This is a genomic window from Saccharopolyspora rosea (assembly GCF_025643595.1).
In the GTDB taxonomy this organism is placed as follows: Bacteria; Actinomycetota; Actinomycetes; order Mycobacteriales; family Pseudonocardiaceae; genus Saccharopolyspora; species Saccharopolyspora rosea.
The window spans coordinates 5902376-5917610 of record NZ_CP102826.1 but is presented as its reverse complement, the minus strand read 5'-3'; the positions used below and the strand labels follow the sequence as shown (position 1 = coordinate 5917610).

The 15235-nt window shown below is 62.7% G+C and carries 5 protein-coding genes and 1 tRNA gene; all 6 read left to right on the top strand.

Features of this window, described 5'->3' with window-relative positions; translation table 11 throughout:
* Window positions 1-34 precede the first annotated feature (34 nt).
* The 6 genes from NV263_RS27465 (at window position 35) to mads8 (ending at window position 15234) form a co-directional block, all read left to right on the top strand.
* Window positions 35-109, top strand: a tRNA-Val gene (locus NV263_RS27465).
* A 558-nt stretch (window positions 110-667) separates the two neighbouring features.
* Window positions 668-2764: a methylation-associated defense system DNA methyltransferase MAD2 gene (gene mads2, locus NV263_RS27460; RefSeq protein WP_263249610.1), complete on the top strand. Its 2097-nt coding sequence runs from the start codon at window positions 668-670 to the stop codon at window positions 2762-2764.
* Window positions 2761-4182: a methylation-associated defense system restriction endonuclease subunit S MAD5 gene (gene mads5, locus NV263_RS27455; RefSeq protein WP_263249608.1), complete on the top strand. Its 1422-nt coding sequence runs from the start codon at window positions 2761-2763 to the stop codon at window positions 4180-4182. Before mads2 ends, mads5 begins: the two co-directional genes overlap by 4 nt.
* On the top strand, window positions 4182-8243 hold the full coding sequence (mads6, locus tag NV263_RS27450) for a methylation-associated defense system protein kinase MAD6 (protein WP_263249607.1): 4062 nt from the start codon (window positions 4182-4184) through the stop codon (window positions 8241-8243). Before mads5 ends, mads6 begins: the two co-directional genes overlap by 1 nt.
* On the top strand, window positions 8243-9904 hold the full coding sequence (gene mads7 / locus NV263_RS27445; protein WP_450104040.1) for a methylation-associated defense system protein MAD7: 1662 nt from the start codon (window positions 8243-8245) through the stop codon (window positions 9902-9904). The genes mads6 and mads7 overlap by 1 nt, the downstream gene beginning before the upstream one ends.
* Window positions 9901-15234 carry a methylation-associated defense system ATP-binding protein MAD8 gene (mads8, locus tag NV263_RS27440; RefSeq protein ID WP_263249605.1) on the top strand — a complete coding sequence of 1778 codons (5334 nt, stop codon included), beginning with the start codon at window positions 9901-9903 and terminating at the stop codon, window positions 15232-15234. The genes mads7 and mads8 overlap by 4 nt, the downstream gene beginning before the upstream one ends.
* The last annotated feature ends 1 nt before the right edge of the window (window position 15235 follow it).

Below are 15235 nucleotides of genomic sequence, written 5' to 3'. Positions count from 1 at the left end.
TATGCTCATGGCACACGCGGTCGAACCGCGGAGAGCGCGATTAGCTCAGTGGGAGAGCGCTACCTTGACACGGTAGAGGTCGCTGGTTCAATCCCAGCATCGCGCACCAGTGTTTTCGCAGGTCAAAGCCCCTGCTGACGATCTTCGTCGGCGGGGGGTTTCTGCTTTGTGGGAGCATTTTGGGAGCAGTTGATCTTGGCTTACCTGATTTCCACGAAATGGGGTCAAACGGTGGTGGCCGTGCCTGCGTGCTGCCCATCGCGGCTGCCGCGGTCGATCTCGTCTTGACGCACCCAGTCGGATCGTCTGCGCCGAGGGCTCGAACTCACCAGCCAAGTCCTCCGGCGACCGCCCCGCGTGCACCAGCTCGACCATCTGCCGGCGGAACCTATGCGGGTAGTTGCTCGGCAGGATGGACTCCGTCCCGGGACCAAGTGCCCCAAGAGATCAGGTGTCCACCAAACCGGGTCAACTCCACTGCGGTGACCTGGCATTTGGGCGAAGCCTCCGCGTAACGGATCGAACGAGCTGGCGCACTGGAGGGGGAGTGTGCTCGTAGCTCGTCCAGCCACACGGGTGTTTGGCACCCCTTCACCTGATCAGCAGTAGGTTGTCGGAGGGCATCAGTAGAGTTGCCAGGTCAACGCTGTCAGCGAGGGATGTACGGATGAACGAGCTCGTCACCAACCAACCACCGGCTACGGCTACAGACAGTGATAAGTCTGATGCTGACGACATCCTGGAGGCGCTCGGCGAGGACGAGATCGTTGACTACATCACCGGCGACGCCGTCAAGGAGACCGAGAAGGAGAAGGTCCGCCAGCGGATCGTACGAGGGTTGCTGCACGAGTACGGCATCCCGGTAGAGCACATGGCCAGCGATTTTCCTGTGGTCGTGGGCACAAGCAGTGGGCGCAGGCGCACCAAGAAAGCTGATATCGCGATCTTCGATTCCGATGAACACACCCAGGACAACCTGCGGCGGGTGGTCATCTGCAAGCCCGAACCGAAAAACGGGAGCAAGGTGACCAAGATCCGCACATACGAGCAGGCGACCAAGGAACTCGACGAGCTCAAAGAGCTGATGGGCGACGAGGATGCGCCCGAGCTGAAGTATGGGTTGTGGACCAACGGGATTGATCTATTCTACCTGCACAAGGAGATCGGGCGATGGGGCGCGACCTTCGAACCACGCGCAGACTGGCCGCAAGGCAGCGAGTCGTTGGGCAGCCGCAGCGTGGCCTCGCACGCCCGTTTGCGCCGTGGCGAGCCGGGGATGCTGCGCACCGCGTTTCGCCGGTGCCACAACTACATTCACGGCAACGAAGGCTTGCCCAAAGACGCGGCGTTCTGGCAGTTCATGTACCTGCTGTACGCCAAGATCCACGACGAGCAGGTCAACCGCAACGGCGGCGCCCAGTTCTACGCCGCCTTCGACGAACCGTTCACCGACGAAGGCCGAGGCCGAATTCGCGAGCGGATCGAGCGGCTGTTCACTCAGGTTAAAGATAAATACCCGCTGTTCAGCGCGCGGGATGAGATCACGCTGTCTGACCGGGCCCTCGCGTTCATCGTAGGGCAGCTCGCCCCGTACAACCTTGCGGACACCGAGATCGACGCCAAGGGAGCGGCTTATCAGGAACTGGTGGGCAACAATCTACGTGGCGATCGGGGCCAGTACTTCACCCCGGTGCGGGCGGTAAGGTTGATGGTTGACATCCTCGCTCCCAAGGAGCACGAGCGGGTGTTGGACCCGGCCTGCGGCACCGGCGGATTCCTGCGCGAAACCCTCGCCGCGCTATTGAAGCGGTGGCGCGAGGATGAGGCCACGGTCGATCTCGACCATGACGAGCAGCGCGAACAGCACCGGCAACGACTCAAGAAGTTTGTGCAGAACAACCTCTTCGGTGCAGACTTCGACCCCTTTCTGGTGCGCGCCACCAGCCTCAATCTGATGACAGTCGCCGGAGTACAAGGCAACGTCTACTACATGAACTCGTTAGCCTTTCCGGACGGAACGCTACCCGGCGCGGAGCCAGCACGGGCAGATATCCCGCTCGGCAGCATCGACGTGCTGATGACCAATCCACCCTTCGGCTCCGACATCAAGATCACCGACGAGGATGTACTGGACCGCTACCGCGACGGAGTGGCGCAGTCGTGGACCCGCAGCAAGGAGACCGGGCTACCAGTTGCGAGCAACAACCCCGTGACGGCGATGTCGCCAGAGGAGCTTTTTATTCAGCGGGCTGTGCAGTGGGTCAAGCCGGGCGGGCGGATCGGCATCGTGCTGCCGAACGGGATCCTGTCCAACCCAGGGCCGTCGGCCGAGTCCATTCGGCGCTGGATCCTGCAGAACTGCTGGGTACTGGCCAGCGTAGAACTGCCGGTAGAGGCGTTCATCCACGAGGCTGGCGTCAACATCCTCACCACCCTTCTGTTCCTGAAGAAGAAGACCGACGAGGAACGGATCGCCGCAACCATGGGGGTTCAGGAGGACTATCCGGTATTCATGGCCGTCGCCGAAAAGGTCGGCGTCGACCGCCGCGGTAATACCGTCTACAAGCGGCACCCAGACGGCGAGATCGTGCTCGACTACGAAACCAAGATCGAAACGTTCCGAATTGGCGGACAGCAACGGCAGCGCATCCTGCACCGCACCATCAAGGTCATCGATGATGACCTCCCCGAGATCGGCAGGCGATACCACCAGTTCCGTGCCACGAATCCGGAACCAGGCAGTGCCCGGGAGACGAGGCCGTGAAACTCATCAACCCCGACAACCCCGTCACCTCCGCCTGGCTTGCCGAGCAAGGCTACCGCCTCGATCCCCACCCCTACCTTTCGGGCGCCTTCGAAGCCCGCAAACTCCTCGAGCGCTTGCCGATACGTAAAGACCCGCTCCACTCGCTCACGTCCGGTTATAATGGAGGGATCTTCAACGGACCCAAGTTCCGGCGAGTATATCTGGACGATCCGGAGCAGAGCGTTGCGTTCCTCGGCAGCACCGACATGATGGAGGCTGACTTCAGTTGGCTCCCTCGCCTGGCCCGCACAGTCGCTGACGGTCTGCCATTTCTGGAAGTGCGCGAGGGGATGACGCTGGTATCGTGCTCTGGAACCGTCGGTAGAATGGCGTACGCGCGTCCTGACATGACAGGTTTCTGGTCGTCTCAGCACGTGATGAAAATTGTTCCAGACAAGGAACGAGTTGAACCAGGTTACCTATACGCGTTCCTGGCAAGCAGGTACGGGAACTCACTAATTACTGGCTCGGCCTACGGGGCGATCGTGCAACATATCGAGCCGCATCATATCGCTGATATTGGCGTGCCGCGGTTCGACCATGCACTGGAGGAACAAATCCACGATCTCATCCAGGAGGCAGCTCAGTTGCGCGCCTCCTACCAGGTCGGAGTTGTCGACGCTACAGCGGACCTTTTCACCAGCGCGGGACTGCCGGAGCTGGTGGACTTTCAATGGCATAAAAGGCCCCGAGACCTTGGCTTCAGCGTCAGCGGGCTGAATGCAACATCCCTGCGCGCGCTCAACTTCAGCCCACGTGCCCGGGAGATTCTCGACAAGCTGCGCTCCGTCCCGCACCGCACGCTCGGCGAAGTCTGTGAGGGTGGCACGCTTAGCCGTGGCAACAGGTTCACGCGAGTCGATAGCGATCCAGAGCATGGAGTCCAGCTGATCGGTCAGCGACAAGGATTTTGGTTACGGCCACAGGGACGGTGGGTGACTTTGCCTGGCCGTGGCGCTACGGCGCTTATGGAGTCTGACGAGACGATTCTCGTGGCTTCGAGAGGAACCCTGGGTGAGAACGAGGTTTACTGCCGCCCAATTCTAGTAACCGGCAAGTCGCTCCGCTATGCATACTCGGAGGATTTTCTCCAAGTCGTTCCGGGGTGCAGTGAAATGACAGGCGCATACCTGTTCGCGCTCTTTAGGTCGGAGGCTGGTTTTCGCCTTTTCCGTTCGATGAGTACAGGCGGCAAGCAACAGGACATTCATGCAGACCTTCGCAAGGATCTTCCTGTCCCACTGTGCACCCCTGCGGATCGGGCGCGGATCGCGGAGAAAGTTCGTCAAGCCTATCGCGAGCGCGACCTTGCGGATGATAAAGAAGATGAGGCGTTGCGCTTGCTGGACGAGGCGGTGCGGGAGGCGGCACGGTAATGGCGCAGATCCTGGGGGGCGGTCCTCCGGTCAACGACGACGAGCGGGCCGTACTTGCCCGACTGCGGGATCATGGACCGGACCACTGGTTGGTGCTACACAACATCGAGATCCCTGGCCGGAATGAGACCTTCGAGGTCGACGTGTTGGTGGTTACCGGCCGTGCGCTGTTCGTGGCCGACGTCAAGGGCACACGGGGTCGTATTGAGGTGGCGGGGCCGAAGTGGCATCCCTCGCGTAGGCAGCCGTTCTACTCGCCGGTAGCGAAGCTGAAGGCGCACGCGCGCAGCATCAAAGGGGTGCTGGAACGTCACCGAACAGAACTCAACCGGGTCTACATTGCCCCGCTCGTGATACTCACCGGGCGTGACGCAAACCTGGTCGACCCGCAGAAACGAGACACGGACAACGTCGCTACGTTCGATGACTTCATCGACTACATGGATACGGGCTTCAAGATCCCGGATCGGTTCAACGACGACATCGCAGATTTGGGTGGGGCTATTGTCGAAGCCCTGCACGGTGTGGTGCGCCTGCCGGAGGGCCCACCGGTCATCGGTACCTGGCAGACGATCGAACGCCTCGGTGGGGACGAGGAGGTCACCGAGTACCGGGCGCGCAACATCGATGCCCCGGAGGGCGCAGGGACCGTGCTGCTACGGGTGTACCGAGCGGATCCGTTCCTGCCCGAGGATGAGCGCGCGGCACAACAACGCCGGATCGGCAACGCTTATGTAGCGCTGTCCCGAATGCCGTCGCATCCGAATATTGTCAGCGCCCGGCATTTCACCAGTGTGGAAGACGGGGCGCGGTTCGTGCTCGAGCTGGACGATACGCACGGCAGACCGCTACTGCGGTGCTTGAACGAACCGGAATTTGCACTGGGCACGGACACCAAGTTGCGGGTCATCCGGGACATCCTTGCCGGATTGGCGCACGCGCACTCCAACAAGGTGATCCATCGAGCGCTGAGTCCATCGACCGTGCTGATCGCCGACGACGGCAGGTCGCTGCTGACTGGATTCGATCACGCCCGCCCAGGCCCACCTCGCGACGAATCAGTGGCGCATGAGATTCCGCAGGTCGTCGATCCTGTGTACCGCGCCCCGGAATGTCAGCGGGATCCCACGCAATACAGCTCCGCCGCCGATGTTTACGCCGCTGGGGTTCTGGCGTACCAGCTGCTCACTGGTGAGCTGCCGTTCGCCTCCTCGACAGAGCAGCACAGTCAGGGCAGCGTGCTCCCGCCAGCACCGCTGGCGGACGCGGGTGTCGACCCAAAGTTAGCTGAGCTGTTCACCGGGATGTGCGCCCGCCAGCCCGCTGAACGGCCGCGCGCGGCCGATGCGCTGCGCGAGTTCACCCGAATCGTCGGCAGCCGGAGGCACAAGAGTAGCCGTTCCACAACGACACGCACCGGCGGTAGCGGCGAGGAGAGCAAAGAGGACCTGCGCAACTTGCCGGAGGGCTATGAGCTAAGCCGCAAGTTCACCATCCGACGCAAGCTTGGCAAGGGGCATTTCGGTGCGGCGTATCACGTGTTCGACATGATCGCCGATACCGATTGGGTGCTCAAACTGATCCTGCGTGACCGGGACTCGGTGCTGGAGCGGATGAAGCACGAGTACAAGGTATTGGTGAACCTGGAGCGCCATCAGAATGTGGTGCAGGTCGCGGATGCGAACTTCCTGCCAGACAACGAAACACCGTACCTACAGTTCGAGTACGTCGATGGCAAGGATCTCGGGTCGCTCCTTTCTAGCGAGCGTCCGCTGGGGCCGGCAGACGTGCTCCGATTCGGTATCGAGGCTGCGCGCGGTATCGCCCACCTCCACCGGAACGGTGTCTTCCATTGCGATATCAAACCCAGCAACTTGCTCTGGAGCGAGCACGGCTGCAAGATCATCGACTTCAATGTTGCGGTCACCTCGGATTCAACCTTGCGTCACGGGGGCGGCTCCACCCGCTACCTGCCGCCCGATCTGGACACCAGTGCCCAGCCCTCGGCCGCCGACCTCGCCGACCGCGACACTTACGCGCTCGCACTGAGCCTGTACGAAGCACTTACCGGTGGCTATCCGTGGGACACGGCGCAACCGCCGCCCGGGGAAGAACCGGCCAACCCGTCTACGTTCGCCGGGGTGCCGCAGTTGGCGCCACAGTTCACCGATGCCTTACTGAAGGCGATCGCGCCACGGCGCAGCCAACGCTACCGGTCGGTCAGCGAGTTCCTCGATGCTCTTTCGGCAATCACCACCATTTGGCCGGAACCCCCAGAAACACCGCTACCGGCTCCGGCTGAGCCCGCGGAAACGTCGACCAACGCGTTCGTCGACTACCTGCGCACGTTGTATAGCCAGAGCACAAGCACAAACCGGGGCACCCGCGGCAAAGACCCCACTGGTACCGATCTCTATGTCGCCACCGCCTTGGATGAGCAGCTGTTGCCGGACGTGCTCGCGGGCCGGTATCGGTTAGTAATCATCACCGGCAACGCTGGCGACGGCAAGACCGCTTTCCTGGAACACCTCCTGGCTCGGGCACGAGACGAACAGGCGTCCTTAGTACAAGTGCGGGAAAACGGCGCGAGCTTTACTTTGGGCGGCGTCGAGTTCCACACCAACCACGATGGCAGTCAGGACGAAGGCCAGCGCGCGAACGACACTGTGCTGTCCGAGTTTTTCGGCCCGTTCGCCGGCGATCCCACCGACTGGCCAGCTGGGCAGAGCAGGGTCATCGCGATCAACGAAGGTCGCCTTGTCGACTTTCTCACCACGCACGCCGCGCAGTTCGCCGCACTGGGTAAGCGCGTCAACGCCGGGCTTGCCGGTCACGCGCCCGACGGCGATGTCGCTGTGGTGAATCTGAACAACCGCGGAGTGCTTGCCGACGCCGACGGCACCGGTTCGATCTTCAGCCGGATGATCGAGCGAATGACCAGGACGGACCTCTGGCAGGACTGCAGCTCGTGCGAGATCGCCGCGCACTGCTACGCACTGCACAATGCACGCACCTTCGCCGACCCGACGGCTGGCCTACGCGTAACCGAACGGCTGCGCTCGCTGTATCAACTTGTCCACCTGCGTGGCCGGCTACACATCACATTGCGCGACCTCCGTTCTGCGCTGGCCTACATGTTGACCTCCGGGCGGTCCTGCGACGACATCAAGTCTCTATACGAACGTGGCCGCGGACAGGACATCCTGGACGGGTACTACTTCAACAGCTGGGCCGGTCCCGAACACGGACAAGACCGGTTACTCACTGAGCTGAGGGCGTTGGATGTCGGCAGCACGCCCGACCCGGCACTGGAACGACGCTTGGACTATGTCGGCCCGGATACAGGCAGCGCGACGATGACCTTTGACCAACGCTCCGCCTATGACCTGGAACTCCTGAGGGCACGATTCGAGCACCTACCGCGCGGAGGCGAACCCGACCTCACCGCACACCGCGCGTACATCACGGCCGCGAAGCGTCGGTTCTTCTTCGAATGCCTGGACGACACTCGATGGCCAGCGCTGTTGCCGTACCAGTCTGCACGAGCCTTTCTCGACGTGCTGGCCCGACCAGAATCGGCGCCGGAGCATCTTGGCGAGATCATCGACGCGATCAATCGAGGCGAAGGTCTGACCAACCCAGACGCGCTGGGCGACGCGGTCGCATTGCGGGTGCGGCACGTGCCGCACGGAACCATCGACAGCTACCGATTGTTCGAACGCGACAGGTTCACGCTTAAGGCGGCGGGCGCTCCCGAATCGCGCTACCTGGAAGGCGAACACGACCACCTGCTGTTGGAATATGCCGATCCTGGCGGCATGCGAGCAGAACTCGCCATCACGATCGATTTATACGACTTGCTATATCTGCTGCGCAGAGGACACGTGCCGGGCACGAGTGACAACCAGGGGCGGTACTTGAGCCTGACGATGTTCAAGAACACGCTGTCCGCCGTGCCGTACCAAGAGGTTTTGTTAACCAGCACCGGTAGCGACTTGCGGCGCGTGCGCCGAGAACCGGGCGGCAGGCTTGTCATGGACCACCCAGCGGAGGTGCGGTGATGGGGTTCGACCGCAAGGACCGCGAGTTTCGCCACCCAGGTGTGAGCTACCTCGAGTTCAAGCAGATGGACATGGACCGGGTGCTGACGGCGTTCCTGGCTCGCCTGTGGCATGGGGGTCTACCCAGCCGGCTGGCCCGCTCCACCGATCTGACGGCGCAGCCCTTCGTCGACGAGTTCCTCGAACACCCTGAGTCGTTTTCGGGATTCGACCCCGAAACCACAGAGCGCTGGGTGAAGACGCACCTGCTCGACATGGTCAACCGCGGCAAGGCTACCGAGGCTGTGGCAGGTCCACGCCCGCTGCACGGGTTTACCTACCGGTTTCGCAACAGCAAGCGATCGCGCCCCTACGGCGCGGACGAGCAGCTCTACGAAACCCTGTTCCACGCGCGAGGAGACGCAGGCAAACAGGCCCTAGAGCATCTGCGGAGCTTCTTCTTCGCCGGCATCGACCCGAACACCGACGCGGTCATTGCGGACGCGGAGATCGATGTCGAGACGCAGGCTCTGCTGCACCTGTCCACTGTGCGCAAAGTGGAAGACCGCCCTGACAGCAGCAAACCTCGCAAACCGTATCCGCCGCTGTGCCGCGCATCGGCCGATCTGCTCGTGGACGACGTGCTGCGACTGCTGTTCCACAAGCGGTTCATCCCCCGTTCGGTGCTGGTCGACTACCTCAAGACCCTGTTCGCGTTCCATCTCGCGCTGTATCACCTCAGACTAGTCAAGCTTTTGCCCAACTTGGTCTGGTATGAGCGGCCCGGAATCCGGTGCGTACGCGGCGAATGCGGCACCGACCTGGATCAGGCCGCGCACGGATGCGGCTACCCAGTAGGCCTGTTCCTCGACGTGGCGGGTGAGCCCGGTACCCGCGCGGCTGAGCTCGCCGAGCGCAGCGCCGAAGTGTGGTTCGGCCGGATCCCCGAGTTCGTGCGCTCGGCCTATGCCATCAAGAAGCTCGACGAGTTCGCCGAGAACCAAGCCAAACTCGGCAAGCTGCGCCGACCTCCATCAGGTCTGTTCAGCGTGACCGACGCCCTAAAACTGCTCGGCAGTGCCCGCAAGGCCGACCGCACCAACTACTTCGACATGCGTATCCGAAGCATTGTTGAAGACTCTGGTGGCGTGAAAGGAGAACTCGACCCCGAAATCGGCGCCATCCTCAGACTGGGGTTGGACACCTTCACCACGTACGTGGAAATCATCACCGCACACCGCGGCCCCTTCCATCGCGGCTACATCGTCGATGCCCTGGACTCGCTGCTGCTGAAAAACCGGCCCGGCGCATTGATCACCCAACCCCGAGGCGGCAATCGTCGTTTCATCCTGGACTCGCGACTGCTTGAGGTCCTGCTACAAGTCTCACTGCTCGGACCCGGCGGCCCCATGGGCTTTCACACCAAGGCGATGCGCGTCGACGAGTTCATCACCCTCCTGCGTCAGCGCTACGGCCTGCACATCAACCAACTGCCTGACGGAGATGGTTTCAGCTCAGCCAGTATCGCCGACCGTGCGGCATTGCGGTCAAACGAAACCGCGCTGGCGACCAAACTACGCGAGATCGGGTTCTTCACCGACCTGTCCGATGCGTACCTGACACAGACCATCCGTCCGCGCTACACCGTGGAAGACCCGGCCGAGCCCGAGGGAGCCCAATGAGCACGACCGGCTTGCGAGAGCTGCGACGCGACGACCTGGACGCTGAGCTGGAAGAGCTGCTGGTACCCCGGCTAACGACCCTTTTGCGGCAGCGCCAACCCGGCCACTGTATGCGGGTCGGCGACCTCGACGCGTCCCTGGCTATCCGACTGTGCCGCCGGATACGCCACTCGGCCGCCAGCGCGCAGATCTACGTGCTGCGCTCAGGGCGAGACGACGCCGACGACGTGACCGTCACTAGCACCAAACTGATCGAATTACGCAACTCACACGCGGATGGCCACACACGAGCGCCATTGCTAGTGTTTGTGCCGGCCGGTACCCGGGCCAGCGCGGAAGACTCCTTCGGCCTCGCCACCTTCGAAGACGTAGACCTCAGCGATGTTTACACCGAGCTTTGCGATCACCTGCGGGCTGAACTGCCAGCTTCGCTGCGTGCAGGGGTCGACGAGCTGCTCGGTCTGGTCGCCGACCACGAGTGGCCACACGCCGACGAGTCGGCCTGTGCGCGGTACCTGCTTACGTTGAAGCTCAACGACTACGACACCACAGCGGCGGGTGCGGCAGTGTTCGAGCTCGGGCTCATCCCGGACTTTGGCCTGTTCAGCGATCCAACCCAGGTCCTGCGGCGCGGCACACGCAACCTGCAGCACGCCAGGGCCCTAGCGACACCTACTCGCCCAGCACGGGGCCGGGTCATCGACCTTGGTCTGACCGACCCCGCCTTCACCGCGCGCCTGGCCGAGTTCGCCGCCCAAGTGGGTCTGGAAGACCCAAAGGCGTGGACGCGACGCATCGTCGTGGACCGGGAAAACTGGGGACTGGCGTTCCAGCACTGGCCACTGCCCGATGACCTCATTCACGAACGTGTGCGCATCGACGTTGGCGACCTGCCACTGCCCCGGGCCGGAGACAACCCTGAAGACCACGAGAACGTTGTCCTTGCCACGATCATCGGGCAGCAATACCTGCCAATCGGCGCCCGCGGAATGAACCAGCTTGCGGTGACTTTCCAGGTCGCACCTGACCCGCGTCAGGTCTCTGGCCTGTCCCGGCTCACTGTCGCGCTGGTCTCCGAGGACGGTGGGCCGACTGGTGTCGTCACGTCGGTGAGGGTCGGGGCAAAAGCCAAGTCCGAGTACAAGGCGACGCTGAAGAAGCTTAAGAAGGCCCAACTTGAAGACGGCTGGCACTTCATACGTGTGCTCGGTGTCGATGCCGATGGCGTCGCATTCCCGATGGACGACGGTGGCGACTGCGGTATGCCTCCGCACGAAAGTCGACGCTTCTACGTGGTCGCCGAAGGCGACGCAGAAGAGCCTGCGGAACCACGTGTGCGACGGGAGGACGGTCTGACGCAAGCCAAGCTGCGATTGCGCTTTGACGCGCTCGCCGACGGCAGACGACCTGGCGACATCAATTGCACCGCAGTGAACTGGAAGAGCGGGCCGGAAGGAAACGTGCTGCGGGCCACATTCTCTGGCGAAGCGACTGTCGACATCCGGCTCGCCGCACAGCTGTCGTATATCGAGCGGACCCTGCTCACCGAACCCGACACCGCAAGCGCGCGGCGGCTAACCACCAGTGGGACGCTGCTGCACGAGCCAGGCACCCAGTACACCGACGACAGCGCCTGGCAGGACTTCCTCACCGCTCGGCGCGAGGTGTTCGACCAGATCAGAGGCGATGACGATCTTGTCGTCGAAGGCTGTGACCTCGCCGAGCTCAGCGATGCCGCACTCGACTATGCCCGCGCGTACCAGGCTCTTCTCCAGCAACGCCTGGCCGACGCCAACCACAGCACCACAGCCCGGGCCAGCGTAGCGGCCGCGCTGGCGATCGACACCCTGATCGTCGAGTTGCCAGCCGAAGCCGGGGAGGTATCTGAGGCAGCAATCGTTTCACCCACCCACCCGCTACGGCTGCTGTGGCTGGTCACCTGGGCCAGGCTCGGCCAATCCTGGCTCGACGCCGACTTGCCCGCCAACAGCGCGAGCCTCCGCTCGGCGAAATCGGCACTTCTCGACGGCCTGGCACCGTTGGGATTTCCCCTGGTCGTTCCGCGCACCGACGGCAGGCTCCTGATGGCGGCGGGCGAGCTCAACCCGTACTGGGGCGCATTCGCTCCCACCGACAGCCCCGATCCTCAAGGCATGTTGCGAACGTTGGCCAACGTCCTAGGTAAAGGCGCACAAGGTTCCGTGCGTCCACCAGTCAGCGGGTACGCACTGGCCAACCGAGTCGAGCGCTACCTGCGTGCCCATCCTTACGTCACTACGCTAACCATCGCTGCGGTCAACCCTGGACGTGCCGAAGTGTTGGCGGACATGCTGGTACGCCTGCAACGCAGAGCCGAGTTCGCCGACCTACGCTACGACATCCGCCTGTTCTTCCAGGACCCACACGTGCCGGACGCCGGAGGCGCGCTCATCGACCTGCTGCACGGCGAATGGAACACCGCGCATGAGGTAGAAGCGTTCCGGGTCCCCAGCGTGAGCCTCACCCCGAAGTTATCGGTGTCGCTCCGGCCGCTGGAAGAATTTCGCTCAGCGGCAACCGAACACGCTGTACACGTCACGTTCCTGTTCGACGCATTCGGCGGTGAGCGCGTCGAAGTCGGTCCCGGCGCCGAACGTGACCACGTCACGGTGCACGGCCTCGCCCAGGAAATGCGTGCCTACTACCACAGCGCCGACGAAGTCATTACCTGGCGCAAGGTCCCGGTCCACGGTAGTGCCCACCCAATTGCAGGCAGTGAAGACTTCAGCGACGTCCTGGGTGAGCTGCCAACGCTGATGTCGACCGCGGCAGCGGCCGTCAGTTCTGGCCGGCCCAACCAACAGCTCGTCCCCCACGTGACACTAAGCCTGGACCCAGCTGACCGGACTCTGCTGCACCAGGCACACCGCAGCAGCGACTGGGTCATCACCATCGACCGCACCATGGGCATGGAACTGTTCGACACCCCAAGCGGGGCGAAACACAGCGAGTACATTATCGACCACAGTGCCCCACAGGCCAGCACACTCGGGCACCACATCGTGGTCAGCTCCCGATCCATCGACGAACTGCGGTCGTTGCTGCTGCCCGCCATGACCCAGCACGACGTCGACATTAACCCTCGCCACGTGGGCACCTTCTTCGACCAGCTCCGACAACTCTCCGGCAGACTCGCCTTCAAAATCGCGTCCGCTGCCCCAACCCAGCGCACCGAGATCCTGGGACTTGCGCTAGCGCGGCTCTACCTTGCCTATCAGGGAGTGCTGTCGAATCAACTTCTGATCCCGCTGGACGCGCACTTGGAGCTATATCGAGAAGCGCGCGAGCAATCAGGTGAGCTCGCGGTGCGGCTGGACCGAACAGATCTCGCTCTGTTCGACCTCGACGCCCCACGTCGGACCATCACCTGCAGCCTTGTCGAGGTGAAATGCGCCTCAGCCATACCGGACCTGACCAGCTACCAAAAGCTCAAAGCACGCATCACCGAGCAGGTCAACCGCAGCGCCGAGGTGCTGGGCGAGCACTTCGACCCGCGCTACCGGCGACCGGATCGGCCGGACCGGGTTGTGAAGAACGCTGAGCTGGCCGCACTGCTGCATTTCTATCTCGACCGCGCCCGCCGCTACGAGCTCGTTACAGACCACGCTGCGCGCGAAGCCCGCTGGCTGCTAGACCGGCTAGACGAGGGATTCCGCCTGGAGTTCACCCGCGCCGGTCTGATCTTCGACCTCTCCGGCGCCGACACCGGCGTAGAGACAGAGGGCGGTATCGAGTTCCACCGCATCGGACGGCAGTTCATCAACGAACTCATCGAACAGCTGCCCACGGACCCGGCGCTGGCCGCCCGCGAGCGTGGCGACGAACCACCTGAGGAACACCCCGTCGAGCTAACCGTCCCGCGCCTGAACGAAGCGGCATTCCTACGACCAGAACGCGAGCGCGGCGCCCCTAAAATCGATCAGACCGAGGACCCAAGTCATGCCCCTTCAGACCAGGAGATCCCGCCAAGCGCATCCGGGAAAGATACTGGGCCAGGCGGCACCTGGGCATCGAACGCGGCGAACTCGGACACTTCCCGGCCGGGCCGAGCTCGCGCCCCAGAGGCTGTTGCTCAAAAACCACACACTGCGATTAGTCCCGACATCATTACAGGCACAGACAAGACCACCGTTCAGTACGGGGTGCTCGGTGACGTCGCTGGCCGCTCGGTCGCTATCGACCTCAACGAGACCCACACCATGTGCCTATTCGGCGTCCAGGGTAGCGGGAAAAGCTACACCCTCGGCTCGCTAATCGAGATGGCATCGCTGCCGGCACCGCCTGTAAATCAGCTGCCGCACCCACTTGCGACGATCGTGTTCCACTACAGCAATACTCAGGACTATGCGCCCGAGTTCACCAGCATGACGGCGGCCAACGACGACAAGGCCCAGATCGAAGTACTGCGTCAACGCTACGGCGTCGAGCCGCGCGCCCTCGACGATGTCGTGCTGCTGGCGCCCGCCGACCAAGTCGAGACCCGTAAGCGCGAGCATCCCAACGTTCGGGTCATGCCGCTGAAGTTCGGATCATCGGAGCTCCGAGCCAAGCACTGGGAATTCCTGATGGGCGCCGTCGATAACCAGGCCAGCTACCTGCGTTATGTCCGGCGCATCATGCGCGCGAACCGCACGAACCTCACACTCAACCGTGTCCGCTCCGAGGTGGAAAACTCCCGGATGCAGGCCAACTTCAAACGCCTCGCCCTGGACCGACTTGAGTTCGCGTCCGAGTACATCGACGACACCACACAGATCCAAGACGCTGTCCAGCCGGGGCGAGTGATCATCGTCGACCTTCGCGACGAATTGATCGGCAAGGACGAAGCATTGGGTCTCTTTGTCGTGCTAATGGAGATCTTCGCCGATGCCCAGGCCGCCGAAAAAAGGTTCAACAAGCTCGTCGTCTTCGACGAGGCCCACAAGTACATCGACAGCCCCGACCTAGTTGCCGGACTCGTTGGCAGCGTGCGCGAAATGCGACACAAAGGCATGAGTGTGCTAATAGCCAGCCAGGACCCGCCGTCCGTGCCAGCGTCGCTGATATCGCTGTCTGATCACATCATCCTGCACAAGCTGAACTCGCCAAGCTGGCTAAAGCACATACAACGCACCAACGAACCCCTATCCGAACTGACCTCGGCGAAAATTGCCGACCTCCAACCAGGCGAAGCCTACGTCTGGGCCAACAAGGCAACCGACCCCGCGCTAACCACCGGCGCAGTGAAGATCACTTGCCGGCCACGCCTGACTAAGCACGGCGGCACCACCAAGACCGCCGCTCCCCAGTGAG